Raw genomic sequence first — 16463 nt, forward strand, 5'->3', positions numbered from 1 at the left:
TTAAAGAGCAAAGAGGTAAACTATGGCAAATATCGACCGTGTAAAACAGATGAAATTCGAGACAATTTATCCGCTTTACTTAGCAAAAGTTGAAAAAAAGGGGCGAAGTAAAGAAGAACTGGATGACATTTTAACCTGGCTAACCGGTTATGAAAAGCCCGGACAACTCACTGGAAGCCTGAGCCAGCTGATTGAAAATCAATCTTTTAATAGTGCGGCTACTCAAATTACAGGACTCATTTGTGGCATCCGTGTAGAAGAAATAGAAGATAGCTTCATGCAAAAACTTCGCTACATGGATAAGGTAGTAGACGAACTTGCCAAGGGTAAAAGTCTGGAAAAAATAAAAAGGCAATAATAAAAAAAGATAAAATATCTTAATTTTACTTGGTCTGTGGAGATGAGATTCTTGCATTTAACAGAGGAATTTGTTATCATGAAGTAACAATAATGAATATGAATTCCCAAAGGGGAGTAGCGTCGGTGTAAGCCGAAACAAAGTCGTCATTACGTGAGCATTATACTCACCGGCTTTGTTGACATGAATATGCATGTTTAGCAAGACCTTTGCCATTTTTTTGGCAGGGGTCTTTTATTATTCAAATATTGAAAAAAGGAGCTAAAATGGAATTCTATAATAAAGAAACTGAACTTGTCCTTGTCGAGTTGCAGGCTTCAGCTGAAGGTTTGACGGAGCAAGAAGTCAAAGCGAGACAGGAGCGAGATGGCTTTAATGAATTAAAGAGTAAAGACAAAGTTCCCACTTGGAAAATATTACTCGATACTTTTAAAGATCCTATGGTTATTGTCTTACTGATTGTTACCATGGTTCAGCTTGCTTTAGGGGAAGTAGTGGAAGCCTGTATCATCCTTGGGGTGGTATTGATCAGTTCTATTGTGACTGTGATTCAGACGAAAAAGGCGGAAAGTTCATTGGATGCCTTGAAGCAGATTTCTGCTCCACATGCAAAAGTGGCGCGTGGTGGAGAAAAGATTACGATTCCTGCACGTGAGTTGGTTGTTGGCGATCTTGTTTTACTTGAAGCGGGGGATTTTGTTCCAGCAGATGGGCGCATCCTAACCTGTAAGAGCCTTCGAGTGGAAGAAGGTATGCTGACAGGTGAGTCAGAAGCTGTTGAAAAAACAGATGAAGCTCTTGAAGGCGAACTTCCTTTAGGTGATCGTAAGAATATGCTTTACAGTGGTGCACTCACAGTCTATGGACGTGGTGAATTCATCGTTACAGGTATAGGGAGTCAGACTGAGATAGGTAAGATTGCTACCTTGCTTGAAACTGCCGAAGAGAAACAAACTCCTCTGCAATTGAAGCTGGAAAAATTCAGTAAGCAACTTGGTATTGCGATTTTGATTCTTTCCGTAGCTATCTTTGCTATTCAAGCTGCTCGTATCTTCCTTGCTGGAGATGGTGCAAATATTGAAGTGAAGATGTTGGATGCTTTCATGTTTGCGGTAGCAGTAGCGGTAGCAGCTATACCAGAAGCCCTTTCTTCAATCGTTACAATCGTGCTTTCCGTAGGTACGAATAAAATGGCTAAGCAGCATGCGATTATTCGTAAGTTGCCTGCTGTAGAAACATTAGGTTCTACAAGTGTTATCTGTACAGACAAAACGGGAACATTGACCCAAAATAAAATGACTGTTGTCGATTACTTCTTACCTGGCGATAAAAAAGAGAGCTTCCCCGATCAACCCGAAGCTTGGACAAATGACGAAGCTCGTCTCATTCAAGCAGCTGTTCTTTGTAATGACTCTAGTATAAACGAGGATGGCCAAGAACTTGGTGATCCGACTGAAGTTGCTCTTATTGCTTTCAGTAACAAAGTAGGTAAACCTTATAAGGAGGTACGTGAGGCTTATCCGCGCTTAGCAGAACTACCTTTCGACTCTGATCGTAAACTCATGTCTACTATTAACCTTATTGATGATGCAAAACTTATGCTCACTAAAGGTGGTCCTGATGTCGTGTTTGCACGTTGTAGCAAAGTGCTTATCAACGGTGAAGTAAAAGAGTTTACCGAGGAATTAAAAGCAGAATTCCAAAAAGAAAACGAAGCATTCAGTAATAAAGCTTTACGTGTCTTGGCCTATGCCTATAAACCTTTAGGACAAGACAAAGAAGTTTTGGATCTGGAAGATGAAAATGAACTTATCTTGATTGGTTTGACAGCCATGATCGATCCGCCACGTGAAGCTGTTTATGCCTCAATTGTTGAAGCGAAAAAAGCGGGTATCCGTACAGTTATGATTACCGGAGACCACAAAACAACTGCTCGAGCGATTGGTCAAGATATCGGTCTCTTTGGTGAAAATGATATCGCTGTTACAGGGCAAGAACTTGATGCCATGTCTGAACAAGAGTTGGACGATAATTTGGCTAAAATTTCAGTCTATGCGCGTGTATCACCAGAAAACAAAATCCGTATCGTTCGTGCTTGGCAGAAAAAAGCCAAAGTTACAGCCATGACGGGTGATGGAGTAAATGATGCGCCAGCCTTGAAACAAGCCAATATCGGTATTGCTATGGGTTCAGGTACTGACGTTGCAAAAGATGCCTCATCAATGATTCTGACCGATGACAACTTTGTTTCTATAGTTAATGCAGTGGCTGTTGGTCGTACTGTCTATGAGAATATTAAAAAATCAATTGGTTACTTGTTCTCTGGTAACTTAGGGGCGATTATCACTATCGTATTTGCCTTGATTATGAACTGGGCTAGTCCTTTTACAGCTCTGCAACTGCTCTTTATCAATCTGGTTAACGACTCTGTTCCAGCTATTGCTTTAGGTATGGAAAAGGCTGAGCCAAACGTGATGAATAAAAAACCACGTCCTTCTAACGAAGGTATCTTCGAAGGTGGCCTGATGGCAAGTGTTGCTGTACGTGGTTCTTTGATTGGTATAGCAGCTATCATCTCTCAATACATTGGTATGCAAGTTTCAAATGAGTTGGGTGTGGCTATGGCCTTCACAACCTTGATTTTGGCACGTAGCTTACAAACATTTACAGCTCGTTCAAACTCTCAAACTATCATTTCTTTAGGACTCTTTTCTAATAAGTATGTCCTAGGAGCAGTCGCTTTCTGTTTGGGTCTCTATAGTTTGACAACCTTACCTTTCACACGTGAGTTCTTCAGCATTCCAGCAAGTTTTGACATGAATCACTGGTTGTTGGCAGCAGGCCTTGCCTTGGCTGCAGTTATCATGATGGAAATCATTAAAGCACTTCGTGTTCTTACGAGCCAGAAAAAAGCTAAAGTAAGTATTAAAAAGTTAGGATAAATAGAAGCTAATAAAACTTGAATTCAAATAAAAAACTCTAGTGTCATCACTAGGTTTTTTTATTTGAAGAAGATGCCGAGGAGAAGAGTTAGAGCTAAACTCCCATTATAGAGCACTAAATTTTTGATTTGGTAATGAAACGTTTCGCTTTTTACTTGTTTTTTCAGGAATTTTTTCATGTTAGGTATTAATTCAAAGAGGATGATCAGCATTAAAACTGACCAAAGCGGTAATATTTCTAAGAAGATGGCGAATGCCACACAAATCAGAGGAATAAGATACATAACTTTGTAAAGCACAAGACTAGCAGGTACTTTGAGATAGTAAGGCAAGATATAGCGCTGATTACGGATATCCTGTTCTAAGTCGCAAATATTATCTGAAAGCATAACATTGAAATTTTGACAAAAGCACACAATACCTACTAAAACTATCGGTAGAAGCTGTGAAAAATCCCAAGTCCAGTTCATTTTCCACCCGTCAAATTGAATAAAGAAATACTGAAGATTATAAGAATTAATATAGACAGCTAGGAAAAAACCGAAGAAACCTTCACAAAGTCCAGCTAAAGCCTCGCCTAAAGGAAAACGGCTAAAAGCAAATGGACCATATGTGTAGAAGATAGCGATAAGGAAACAAAGCCCACCTATGGGTAAAATGGCTAAGTTAGTGATAGCCAGTACAGCTATTCCGACGAGCACATCAATGGCTAAGAGAAAAAGGCATATTTTCATTGCGAAGGCAGGACTAATATTACGATTACTGATAATATTTTGGTGCACTTTATACTCTGGGTCTAATGCTTTATGATAATCCATGAGGTTATTCCAAGCAGAAACAAAAAGATTGATGGCTGCGAGACCTATTAAAAAAAGGAGTGTGGGCCAAAAATGAAACGATTGAAAGTACCAAAGTGAGAACATAATTCCTGCGAGGGGGGAAAGAAGAGCTACAGGCAGGGTTTGTATCCGAGTAAAATTAAGAAAAGTTTTGAAGTTCATAAAAAAATTATAGCATAAATTAAAACTTGACTTTTCTTCTGTAACATCATGTGCTATACTTTGGATTTTATCCTTTACATATTGTGCAAAATATGGTCTAATTATTATATTAAATTAGAGGTGAAATGATGAAAGATAAGAAGAAAGAAGAGTGGTTAACAGGCCCTGGTTTAGTTGTTTTAGTGATTATGTCACCTATCGTGGTGATTCTTACTGTACAAGCACTGACTGCACTTTATATGTTTTTATCATAATTACGGTGACATTTTACTTCCCTAGAGGGAAGTTTTTTTGCCTTTTGTCCTTTAAGTGGGATGGTATATCTAAGAATTATTGATGAATGATTAGGGCAGGACGAACACCGCCATTAGTACTGCTCTCCGTATGAGGAGGACCTACCACCAACGTACCATTGGTGTCCACAACCCAAGCAATGTAGCTAGGAGCGGGGGTACGTAGCAACCACCACCCCAATGTAATGGTACTACGTTGTTCTTTATACGGGAAACCTAAACCTTCCCCAGATAAACGAGCCACATCCGCCAGAGATAGCGCAAAGGCACGTGCTGTTCCGCTTGGTTCAACTTGAGTGATGTCGGCCGCAATTTGGCCTGCTAAGTTGTTAGGAATCCATCTGTTACCAGTAAAGGACACATCTTCATCCGCAACTTCTCCTGTCGTAAAGCTATTGGCGACAGGCTGAACTATGGCTTGGACGGCACTGCCAAGAGTGCTATACCAAGTGGCAAGTTCTGCTTCTTGGTCGTTCCAAGACACATTACGGATGGCATTGTTACGAATAATCATGTGGTTGCCATTGCCCATGTCTTCCAGATAACGGTATTGTTCGCCTGCCATGGTAAATACACGGCCCGGATGCATGGCGTCAAAGTTAAAATCGGAAGGGGGAGAGTCAATATCTGGGCGTGGGTTGCCACTGTCAATCATGGAGTTATTTCGAATACCTGTGAGGAAGTCGGCTAAGCGGTCATGCCCATCAGGCAGGAAGTCGTCACTGTTGTCAGGACTGACCAGTCCACTCTCCACATGGATACCATAATAGTAAGAGCCATTGAAAACCGTGTCTTCGATAGCCGCCGTCATCTCTGCGGCATCAAGCAGGTAAGAAGTCGCTTCGCCAGGTTCAAGGAGTGAGGCCCAGTAAGCCCAGCCTGTTTGGTGGTCTACGACCCAGAAGTCTCCGATTTGTTGGTAAGGTTGAAGTTGCGCCCACTGCTCGATGGTCATTGGGGCACGTTGTTGGTGGAGATTTTGTGCCGCATCATTGATGATGGTTTCGCCCGGCCATGTGCCTGCGCCGTTATCAAAGCTGTTACCTTCCGTCCAGTAATCATCGGTCCCATCTCCGGGATGCGTCGCACCATCAGTGGTACCGTCTGTTGCACCACCTCCTGCGATGTAGTCCCGGGCATGCCCTGCGGCTGCCGTCATCTGATCCATGTTGTCATGGTTAAAAGTCGGCATGTACCATGGGGCATCTCGGCCTTCCCGGCTCCAGCCAAAGGTCAAGCGGGCGTAGCGGTCAAAAGCGTTGGACGGGTCGGTGTTCAGTCGGTCATTGATATTGGTCGCGTTGGGCATCCATGTGGTCCATGAGTCCAAGTTGTTACGTTCTGTGCCTGAGACCAGCTGGGTCCAGCTGTCTTGACCTGTTTGGCGGGTTTCTAAAAACTCCGACAAGCGGATACGGGCCATGATGGGACGTTCGCCATAGTTTTCGACAAAGACATCTTTGTTTTCGGTGTCACGGTTATAGTAGTCGTGAACACGACCACCCACGTTAATCTCGATTTGGTTTTCTCGGTCATTGATGGCCCGCTGGTTAAAGGCGGTAAAAGCATAGGTGCCTCCGATGAGGAGCAAGAGGAGGGAGAGGAGGACGGAGTTGCGTAATCTCCGGTTCTTTTTCTTTTCTGGTGTCATAGTGATACCCTTTCTTTTTCTTAAGTTTTGTATATTTCGATATAATCTTTAGTGCTCATGCGAGTTAAAGCATTTTGTGGTAGGCAGAACTTACAGTGTGTTGCACTGCCTGCTTATAAATTATTGCTTTTACCTCATCTTATTTTTTAAAATAAACTAAAAGTACTCTCATACTATTTTAACATTTATTTCTTTCTGGTTAAAATGATTTCGTTAAGATTACGAAAGGATGCTCTTGGGGGGAAATAAAAACATCGCCACTTTTAGCTCCATTGAATTTTATGAGGTATAATAGAAAAAGAGAAAAGTAGAGGAAGGCTAAGAATATTGAAATTTTTACATACGTCAGACTGGCATATAGGAAGAACTCTAAATGGTTGGAGTCTTTTGGAAGAACAAAAACATGCCTTCAAGGAAATTCTAGCTGTAGCTAAGAAAGAAAAAGTGGACGGTATTATTATTGCGGGCGATCTTTATGACCGCACAGTACCAAGTGCTGAGGCAGTGACAACTTTTAATCAGATGCTGCAAGAAATGAATATTAAGGAGAACTTTCCCGTCTATGCTATTGCCGGAAATCATGATGGATCAAGGCGTTTAAATTATGGGCGTGAATGGATGGGCTTTAACCAGCTGCATCTTAATACTTTATTAGAGGAAGCTTTTGTGCCTATTGAAACAGAAGAAGTACAAATATTTTTGCTTCCTTTCTTTGACCCTGCGGATGCTCGTGTTTATTTTTTACAAGAAGGACTACCAGAAGAAGAAGTTAGAGCAATCAAAACTTTGTCAAATGCTTTAGATAAAGTTCTTACGAAGATAAGAACACACTTTAATCCTGATAAAAAGCAGGTTTTGGTGACACATTTTGCCGTTAGTCCTTCTGCTGAACAAGAGATCGAGCTGACCAGCGAAACCCAGTCCAAAGTCGGGGGATTGGCCACAGTAGCGGTGCAGCAGTTTTTTGGTTTTGATTATGTCGCTTTGGGACATATACACACACATCATGCCTCGCCGAGCCAGAATGTACGTTATTCAGGAAGCCCAGTGAAATTTAACATCAAAGAATCAAAAAGTAAAAAAGGCTTTTACATTGTAAATATTACTGACGATGTAAAAACAGAATTTGTTGAATTACAGCCTCAAACAGACTTGATTGTCCTAGAAGAGGAGTGGGAAAAACTTATCGATTCTAATTTTTATCAAACACAGCCGCTTAACCAAGCTTGGTTTGCTATACGCATCAAAAATTTTGACCGCTTGGCACATGCCGGACAAAATTTACGAGCCTATCTTCAAAAAATATATGGAACAATTGTTGAACTTGATTTTGAAGAAAAAGAACATGTTTATACAAGCGATAATAAAAAAAATATCGAAATGATGAGTGCAGAAGAAATAGTTCAGGAATTTTACAAAAAAGTTACGGGAGAGGCACTTACTGACTTTCAAGAGTCGCAAGTAGATACTGCTTTTATCCGTTTAAGAGGGGAGAAATAAGCGATGAAACCAATCTATTTAGAAATGAATTTTTTCGGTCCACATGCTCACTCCGAGATTGATTTTCGTGAATTGGACGAGGCACCCTTATTTTTAATAAGCGGTGATACAGGTGCGGGAAAATCAACAATTTTTGATGCTATGACTTATGCCCTCTTTGATAAAACCACTGGAGACCGTGAGGCAAAAGCTATGCGGAGCCAATTTGCCCAACCCGATCAAGTGACTGAAGTTACCTTTTACTTTGAACAAGGAAATTTTCTCTATAAAATCACGCGTCGCCCAGAGCAAGAGCTGTTTAAGAAAAGAGGAACAGGGACCACAACCTCGAAAAGTCAAGCCAGTCTCGCAATCGTGGATACTGTTTTTGGCTTAGAACGCGCAAGCCTCGCTACTAAACCGGTAGAAGTGGTTAACGAGATTGAAAACCTCTTAAATCTCTCTGCTGAACAGTTTAAGAAAATTATTTTGCTCCCACAGAATGATTTTTCTAAATTTTTAAAATCAGATACAAATGAAAAAGAAAAGATTTTAAAGAAAATTTTCGGAACTGCTGTTTTCACCTCTTTCTCTGAAGAAATTCGTGACCAATACTTGAAAGTGAACCAAGAAAATGAAAAGCATGATGCGCTTTTACAAAGCCAATATAATGCCTCAGTGTGGTCAGAAGAGGAAATTAAAACCTTAGAAGAAACACCAGATAATGAAAAACCTAATAAAGCAAAGGACTTTTTTGAAGAAAAGAAAAAGCAAAAAAATCAGGTTTTTGCCAAGGCTAAAGATGCGCGCCAAGAAGTGGCCGAAATCGAGAAAATATATGAAGAAGCTTTATTATTAGAACAAGCTTTCTCTCGCCATGACCAAACGAAAAGAGAGTACCAAGAAAAAATCTTAGATCATGCACGTTTTTACCAGCAGCAGAAAAAGGATTATGCGGCTCGGGTTTGGGCGCAGCAGTCGAAAGAAGTTCTTCATGATTTAGAAGAATTACAAGCCAGTCTGCACGTAAACCAAGAGCGAGAGGGAACTTATCGGTCAAATGCTGAAAAAGACAAGCAGACCCTGGAAAGGACCAAAGCACGGGAGTTAGAGCTTAAAGCTCAGAAGAGTCAGATTGATAACAAGATTAAGAGAATAGAAGAACTGACGAGTCAAATTCCCCAAGCCGAGTATGCGGAAAAGCTTAAGCGAGAACAACAAGAACTAGAAAAGAGACTTCATCTTCTAGAAATTTCCATAAGAGAAATCAATAAGCCTTATCAAGAAGCAGAAATAACTTTTATGGACACCCAAGCACAACTTATGGATGAAGAACTGTTACAGACAAAAAAAGAGGAATTGAGCCATGTTGAATTGGATTTTCATGGTCAACTTTCTCCTTTAGCAGATGATCTAGCACGTTGCAAAAAAGAGCAACTTGAAGCTGAACACTCCGTGCAGGAAGCTCTTGTAAAAGTCGAAAGCTTGAAGCAGGAGTGTTTGAAAAAACAAGCTCTTTATGTAGCAAAAAGAGAATTGCGTCAAGGACTGATGATAGCTCAGTTGCAAAAGGAGCTTGAAGACGGCTTACCTTGTAAAGTCTGTGGTGCTGTGGAACATCCTTTGTCGCACCAAGTCTCTGAAGTTTCTGATGAGGAGCTTAGAGAAGCCATGTCTCAAGTAGACAAAGCCCAAGAAGACTATGCTGCGAGTGAGGAACGGTTAACCAAAGCTCAAAAAGAAGTTGAAGCAGGAAAAATAAAAGCACAAGAAAAAGAAGCCGAATATACAACAAAGAAACTCAAGTTGGAGCAAAGCTATCAGCAGTTCTGTCAGCACAGTAAGGAAGACTTTCCAAAGGAATATGATGACGAACCCATTCGCTCGATTCTCCACAAAGCAAAGGATGACATTAACCACAATATCCAGAAAAATAAGGAAATAAAAAGTGAACTGGAAAATCTCAGTAAAACTTTAGAGAGCCTAGATAAAGAGCGACAAGACAAGCAATATGAAGTGGCACAAATCAAAACACAGATTGATGCAGTTACTGCTAGCTTATCTACCTTTGCTTTGCTCCCATCAAGTCACAGTCTTAAATCTGAGAAAACAAAACTTAATCAAGAAGTCGAAAGCTATTCAGATGAAGTTCAGTCACTAAATAATAAAGTGAACGAGCTCGAAAGGTTTTATGCTGAACAAAAAGCGAAACATACTGAGCGCATTGCGCAGATCGAAGAACAGAAGCAGAAGATCCAAAAACATCAACAACATATCACTGAAACACTCCAGGCTCCAGATGCTTGGACAAATGAATTGGAGACTTTGAAAAAATGGCTCTCAGAAGATGATATCTCAGAAATTTCTAAATCCATTAATAACTATGAATTAGAAGCAGCACGACTGACCGCAGAGCTTAAGGAGCAAGAGGAAAAATTAGGAAAAGCAAAACGCCCTAATCTACTTGAACTTAAAAATCAAAAACAAGACGTGAAAGAGTCCTACAACCTCATTCAAAAAGAGCTCATCGGATTAGAAGCTACATGCAAGCAGCTTGAGCTTGTTCTCAATAGAATAGAAGAGGTCCTCCAAAAACAAGGAAAGGCAGCTGCTAAAGCGCATGAGATAAGAAAACTTTATCATGCAATAGCAGGGAAAACGGCTGACAAGTTAAAACTGGAAACTTTTGTGGTTCAGCATTATCTAGAAAAAGTTTTAGAATATGCGAACACGCACTTTATTAACCAACTGTCGAATAATCGTTATCGCTTTGAGTTGGCGCAAGAGTTTGCAGATAAGAGGAGAGATCATGGCTTAGACATTAGTATCTATGATAATGAAACAGGATCTTCCCGACCTTCAAACACCTTGTCTGGAGGAGAAACCTTTATTGCAGCCTTGTCCATTGCCCTAGCCTTGAGTGAAGTGGTTCAAAACTCTGCCCAAGGAGTGCAAATAGAAGCCTTGTTTGTCGATGAAGGTTTTGGCTCTCTTGATCAGGAAACTTTACAAAAAGCCATGTCCGCTTTGGAACAAATCGGGGAAAACCGACTTGTCGGTTTAATCAGTCACGTGGAAGAAATGAAAGATTCAATCGCTCAACAACTTTTAATTGAAAAGTTAGGAGATGGAAGAAGTCGCGTACGCTTTTATACTAAATAATGTTTGTTTTTCTTAAAATAGTGGATAAAAAAGATTCTTAGAAATTTAGCTCTCCTAAAAGTAAAAGTCGCCTTTTGTGAAAAACTATGAAATATGATAAAATAGGAGAGTTCAAAACCCTAACTCTGACAAAGAGCGTGGAGTGAGATAGTATGGGGAAAGGGATTTTTCCAGCAAACAGCAGTAAAAGATGACTAAGTTTAAATCTGCTGGAAAAATCGAACTTGAACCAAAATAGAAGAGCATTTGCTTTTAGGAAGAAATAGGAAAAATAAAAAATGAGCTTATTTTTAGATACAGCTAGAATTGAAGTAAGAGCTGGTAAAGGTGGGGATGGAGCAGTTGCTTTCCGCCGTGAAAAATATGTACCAGATGGCGGGCCTGCCGGTGGTGATGGCGGACGTGGTGGTGATATCATCTTCCGCGTTGACGAAGGTTTATCAACACTGATGGACTTTAAATACAACCGTATTTTCCGTGCTAAACCTGGTGAAAAAGGTATGAACAAAGGAATGCATGGTCGTGGAGCTGAGGACTTGATCGTTAAAGTCCCTCAAGGAACAACAGTTAAAGACAATGAAACAGGTCAAGTTATTGTTGACTTAATTGACAAAGGTCAAGAGTTTGTCGTGGCTAAGGGCGGTCGTGGTGGTCGTGGGAACATACGTTTTGCCACACCGCGTAACCCAGCACCTGAAGTTGCGGAAAATGGTGAACCTGGCGAGCAGAGATGGCTCATGCTTGAATTGCGTGTTCTTGCTGACGTTGGTTTGGTTGGTTTCCCTTCTGTTGGTAAATCAACGCTATTGAGTGTTGTTTCCAATGCCCGTCCAAAAATCGGTGCTTATCACTTTACAACAATTACGCCAAATATTGGTATGGTTCAAGTGGGCTATGGAGATAGTTTCGTTATGGCGGATATGCCGGGTCTGATTGAAGGGGCTCACTCTGGAGCAGGCCTTGGTATCCAGTTTTTACGTCATATTGAACGTACACGTGTGCTTTTACATATTCTAGACATGTCAGGTATTGAAGAACGTGATCCTTACGAAGACTATGTGACTATTAACAACGAATTGGAAAGTTATAATCTCCGTTTGCTTGAACGACCACAGTTAATTGTGGCAAATAAGATGGATATGCCAGATGCACCTGAAATCCTTGCAGAATTCAAGAAAAAACTTGCAGAAAACTTGCCTGAAGGCGAAGAAATGCCACAGATTTTTGAAGTTTCTGGTTTAACTAAAACAGGTTTGCAGGGTCTTTTGGCTCGCACGAGTGAGCTCTTGGCAGAAACACCAGAATTCTTGCTTTATGAAGATGATGAGTTCATCGATGAAGAAGCATACTATGGCTTTGAAGAAGAAGAAAAACCATTCAGTATTTCGCGTGATGATGATGCCGCTTGGCGCTTGTCTGGTACTAAGATTGAGAAACTCTTCAAGATGACGAATTTTGACCGTGATGAGTCTGTCATGAAATTTGCACGTCAGCTTCGTTCGATGGGTGTTGATGAGCAATTACGTGCAGCTGGTGCACACGATGGTGACCTCGTACGTATTGAGAAATTTGAATTCGAGTTTGTAGACTAAAAATGGAAAGGGGATTATATGGGTTTTAAAATTATTTCTGACCGTGATGAAAATGGGGAATTTATCGCTTCAGCAGATTTTTGGACAGATGAGCGGATTGATGCTCTGATTAAAAAGTATAATCCAACGGGTAAGCTCCGTCTCTCCAAAGCTGCACAAGAAAAAACTGAAAAAGAAGAAGAATAAAAAATGAGAGGACTTGCAAGAGTACCTCTATTTTTGAAAATACAAGTCTGTTGCAATAGGGGGATTTTTACCTACTGCTCTAAGTTGCTGTGAACAGTGGGGAGACTGTACAAATCAGGCTTAAGGGAGCGGTAAGCTATTACACTTGAATTTCCTTTTTATTCTTGTTAAGCTAATTGGAGCAGAGAACAAAGAAGGAGAGACTGATGGCTGTAAAACTTTTTATTGCACAAACTTTAGATGGATATATTGCGGACAAGCATGACAATCTCGATTGGTTAATGGCCGTCCAAGGAGAAGGGGACAATGGGATTTCCCGATTTTTGAAACCGATTGATATCATTATCATGGGCAGCAGAACCTATCAGTGGCTATTGGATCAAAAGCTAGAGAGTTGGCCCTATGAGGACAAAATGACCTATGTTTTCTCTAAAAGACAATGGGAAGACCAGGCCAACATTAAATTTGTTCACCCGGACAATCTTACCGAGTTCATTGCAAAACTCCAAGGAGAAATCTGGTTAGTGGGTGGGGGTCAGTTGATTAAAGCTTTCTTGGAAGCGGACTTAATTGATGAATATCGAGTGACGATGGCACCTGTTTTACTAGGTGAAGGTATTCCACTCTTTCCGCAAGGAAATTATACAGCAAATTTGGAGTTCCAAGGAACGACAACTTATGGCCAATTTGTAGAACTTGCATATAAGAGTAAGAAAAAATAAAAAAAGATACTTTTTGTGCTGAGTGAGGGAATGTCCGATATGAATAACAAGCAGCTTTGCTGCTTTTTTGTTTTAATCCTCACTACCAGTCAAATGATAAGACGTATACGCTCAAGCGCAAAGCTCAAAGTGGTTTTGCTGGAGTATTTCCCCTTCCTCAGCGAAAAATAAGTGTTTTCGCTGAGGAAGGTCGTGCTTACTGAATATCGTATCCTGAGTTATGTTATAATAGAAAAGATAGATTTAAAAAACAGAAAGAAAAGAATGGCCAAAATATCAGATTTAATTATTAACACCCCAGAAAAAAACGAAGTTGAAGGTATTTTTCACAAGCATCCTAAGGGATTTGGATTTGTAAATCCTCTTGATGCTATTGATAAAAGCAATGATATCTTCATTTCCCCTAAATTCACGAAGTCCGCTATGGATGGAGATACCGTCATTGTTCGTGTGCTTCACCAAAAAAATGCTAAGCGTGGTGCAGATGGACAAATTATCAAAATTACCAAACGCTCAGTGACGGAGACTGTGGGGAGCTATCAAAGCTTATCTAGTCGCCAAAGCAAACTAACGGGCTACAAAGGAACGATTCAACTTTACAATGATAAAATAACGGATCCGTTGTACATCAAACAACCCTTGCCTGAGATCCAAGAAGGAGATGTTGTTCGTGTAAAAGTTACACAACATCCAGATGAAAATAAAACTTTTGAAGGACAAATGCTGGAAATTATCGGACATAAAGATGATATCGGCATTGATATCTTGGAAGTGCTCTGTGCCATGAAGATTCCGCAAGAGTTTACGCCTGAAACAATAGCACAAACAGAAGCTATTCCAGAAGAACTAACTGAGGAAGATTTTGCAGGCCGTGAGGACTATCGCTCTGAGATTACTTATACTATTGATGGTGAAGATTCTAAAGACTTAGATGATGCCATTCATGTCAAAAAATTAGACAATGGTCACTTTGAACTTGGAGTGCATATCGCCGATGTTTCTCATTATGTTACGGACGGATCTCCCTTAGACAAAGAAGCATTTGAACGGGCTACATCCGTCTATGTGACAGATCGTGTTGTTCCAATGCTACCTGTCAAACTTTCTAATAATCTTTGTTCACTGAATGAGGCACAAGAACGTTTGACTATGTCTTGTGTGATGGAAATCAATAACTCAGGCAAAATCGTAAGCTATAAAATCGGTCCCTCAGTAATCAAAACAACTTACCGTATGACTTATTCAACAGTAAATAAAATGTTGAATAAAGGCCAAGAAGGACACCGAGAAAGTCTCGAGCAATTCCCTAAAATTGTTGATTCTGTAGCCGTTGCGGGTGAACTTCATGCTCTTTTAGAAGATATGCGACATGATCGTGGTATGATCGAATTTGACGAGAGTGAAGCCAAGGTAATTTTGGATGAAAAAGGTCATGCTGTAGATGTTGTTAAACGTGAGCGTGGAACAGCCGAACGGATGATCGAATCCTTCATGCTGGCAGCCAATGAGACAGTTGCCTTGGATTTCCAGAAGAAAAAGCTTCCTTCACTTTATCGTGTGCATGACAAGCCAAAAGAAAAAGCTTTTGCCAAGCTCATGGAAAAAGCAGCTGATGCTGGGTTTAGCTTAAGTTCTAACTCTCATGAAGCTGTAAACTACTTTGCCGAGGAAATCAAAGGGACAGCTTATGAAAAAACGTTAACTTATCAGTTACGTCATACAATGTCCACAGCTCTTTATTCGGAAAAAAACACGCAACATTACGGCTTGGCAGCGACAGATTATACGCACTTTACAAGTCCTATTCGTCGTTATCCTGACTTGATTGTCCATCGTTTGCTCCATCTTTATCCTGCAGATCACTCGAATCGCACGAAAGAAGAATGGAAAGAGCGTTTGCCGGAAATTGCAAAACAATCTTCAGACATGGAGCACCGTGCTGTCGTCACAGAGCGTATCGTGGATGCCATGAAGAAAGCGGAATATATGGAAGACCATATTGGCGAAGTGTATAATGCTACAGTTACAGGGGTCCAAAAGTTCGGTCTCTTTATGGAACTGGAAAATACTGTTCAAGGTTTGATTCGTACTGTAAATCTGCATACTGGAGTTGAAGAAGCGATCGAATTTGACGAGGAAGAAGATTTATTCAAAGGTAAGAAATCAGAAAAAACTTACCGTATGGGTGATGTCCTCAAAATTCGTGTTCTTTCAGCAAACAAGCGCAAAGGAACAGTCGATTTCGAAGAACTCAAAGAAGAAGAATAAACAAAAATAAGCTTTATCAGTCTTGATAAAGCTTATTTTTTTGAATATATTCAATAACTGCTTGCGGCATGAGGTAAGTCGGCTCAATGCCAGATTTAAACATATTTCTTAAGGAAGTACTTGAAACTGAAGAAAGAGGCAAGTCTAACCACTGGACAGGATAAGCACTTTCACACGGTGTCGTTGAACGCTCAATAGCAACAAAGTGGACCATCTTAATCAATAAATCAATATTATACCATTTAGGCAGATAGTCGACCATATCACTTCCAATAATAAAATAAAAATCAGTGTCAGGATATTGTTGTGTTAGAAGTTTCATCGTGTCGTAAGTATAGGACTTGCCTCCACGTTCAACTTCTCCAAGTTCAAGCGATAAGCGAGGATTTCCAGCGATTGCAAGTGCGAGCATATTTACACGATGTTTTGCTGAAATCGTTGTTTTTTCATCCACATGCGGGGGCAAGGCTTCAGGCATAAGCCAGACTTTGTCTAATTCAAGCTGTTGTGCCACTTGATCTGCCATCATAAGATGAGTAAAATGGACCGGGTTAAAGTTACCGCCGAGGATACCGATTTTCTTCTTTTTTACTTTTTCCATTCGTGGATGTGTAGGCTCCTTTTTGATTCTTTCCATATTATAGCAGAAAAACGAGAGAAGTGCTTTTCATCATAAATATTAGAATAATGATATTTTAGTGATTTTTAATTAATAATATTATTGGATAAAAAATAAATTTATAACTGTATCTGAATATTTTAAAAATGAAAGAGATGACAATACAATTTACTGTTAAATTTTGTTAAAA

The 16463-nt window shown here is 40.2% G+C and carries 12 protein-coding genes; 9 read left to right on the forward strand and 3 right to left on the reverse strand.

Annotated elements, in window-relative coordinates; all coding sequences use genetic code 11:
- Positions 1-22 precede the first annotated feature (22 nt).
- Entirely contained in the window at positions 23-358 is a 336-nt protein-coding gene (locus I6G50_RS02780; protein WP_197909089.1) for a DUF2200 family protein, read from the forward strand.
- 266 nt (positions 359-624) lie between these two features.
- Positions 625-3300 (forward strand): cation-translocating P-type ATPase, encoded by a 2676-nt coding sequence (locus I6G50_RS02785; RefSeq protein WP_197909090.1) that lies wholly within the window; start codon positions 625-627, stop codon positions 3298-3300.
- A gap of 59 nt (positions 3301-3359) precedes the next feature.
- Here I6G50_RS02785 and I6G50_RS02790 read toward each other — a convergent pair whose 3' ends face one another.
- Positions 3360-4301 carry a UbiA family prenyltransferase gene (locus I6G50_RS02790; protein WP_197909091.1) on the reverse strand — a complete coding sequence of 314 codons (942 nt, stop codon included), beginning with the start codon at positions 4299-4301 and terminating at the stop codon, positions 3360-3362.
- A 125-nt stretch (positions 4302-4426) separates the two neighbouring features.
- Between I6G50_RS02790 and I6G50_RS10540 the strand changes: the two genes are divergently transcribed.
- Entirely contained in the window at positions 4427-4555 is a 129-nt protein-coding gene (locus tag I6G50_RS10540) for a hypothetical protein (protein ID WP_257617276.1), read from the forward strand.
- A 76-nt stretch (positions 4556-4631) separates the two neighbouring features.
- Here I6G50_RS10540 and I6G50_RS02795 read toward each other — a convergent pair whose 3' ends face one another.
- Positions 4632-6245, reverse strand: a complete 1614-nt coding sequence (locus tag I6G50_RS02795) for a hypothetical protein (RefSeq protein WP_197909092.1) — start codon at positions 6243-6245, stop codon at positions 4632-4634.
- Between the two features lie 327 nt (positions 6246-6572).
- Here I6G50_RS02795 and I6G50_RS02800 point away from each other — a divergent pair, with 327 nt between their 5' ends.
- The 6 genes from I6G50_RS02800 to rnr all read left to right on the forward strand — a co-directional run bounded on the left by I6G50_RS02800 (position 6573) and on the right by rnr (position 15654).
- Positions 6573-7745 carry an exonuclease SbcCD subunit D gene (locus I6G50_RS02800; protein ID WP_197909093.1) on the forward strand — a complete coding sequence of 391 codons (1173 nt, stop codon included), beginning with the start codon at positions 6573-6575 and terminating at the stop codon, positions 7743-7745.
- A gap of 3 nt (positions 7746-7748) precedes the next feature.
- A complete protein-coding gene (locus I6G50_RS02805; RefSeq protein WP_197909094.1) occupies positions 7749-10886 on the forward strand; it encodes an SbcC/MukB-like Walker B domain-containing protein in 3138 nt (1045 codons plus the stop codon).
- A gap of 278 nt (positions 10887-11164) precedes the next feature.
- Positions 11165-12478, forward strand: a complete 1314-nt coding sequence (obgE, locus tag I6G50_RS02810) for a GTPase ObgE (protein WP_003135842.1) — start codon at positions 11165-11167, stop codon at positions 12476-12478.
- Between the two features lie 18 nt (positions 12479-12496).
- Positions 12497-12664, forward strand: a complete 168-nt coding sequence (locus I6G50_RS02815; RefSeq protein WP_180376136.1) for a hypothetical protein — start codon at positions 12497-12499, stop codon at positions 12662-12664.
- A gap of 206 nt (positions 12665-12870) precedes the next feature.
- Complete coding sequence (locus I6G50_RS02820) at positions 12871-13386, forward strand: dihydrofolate reductase family protein (RefSeq protein WP_197909095.1); 516 nt, start codon at positions 12871-12873, stop codon at positions 13384-13386.
- A 264-nt stretch (positions 13387-13650) separates the two neighbouring features.
- The gene (gene rnr, locus I6G50_RS02825; RefSeq protein ID WP_197909096.1) at positions 13651-15654 is read left to right on the forward strand and encodes a ribonuclease R; all 2004 of its coding nucleotides are present in this window, start codon (positions 13651-13653) and stop codon (positions 15652-15654) included.
- Between the two features lie 16 nt (positions 15655-15670).
- On the opposite strand, the gene I6G50_RS02830 is transcribed toward rnr, so the two are convergent.
- Entirely contained in the window at positions 15671-16255 is a 585-nt protein-coding gene (locus tag I6G50_RS02830; protein WP_197909097.1) for a nicotinate-nucleotide adenylyltransferase, read from the reverse strand.
- Between the last annotated feature and the right edge of the window lie 208 nt (positions 16256-16463).

Origin of the sequence: Lactococcus garvieae, assembly GCF_016027715.1 — a bacterium.
In the GTDB taxonomy this organism is placed as follows: Bacteria; Bacillota; Bacilli; order Lactobacillales; family Streptococcaceae; genus Lactococcus; species Lactococcus garvieae_A.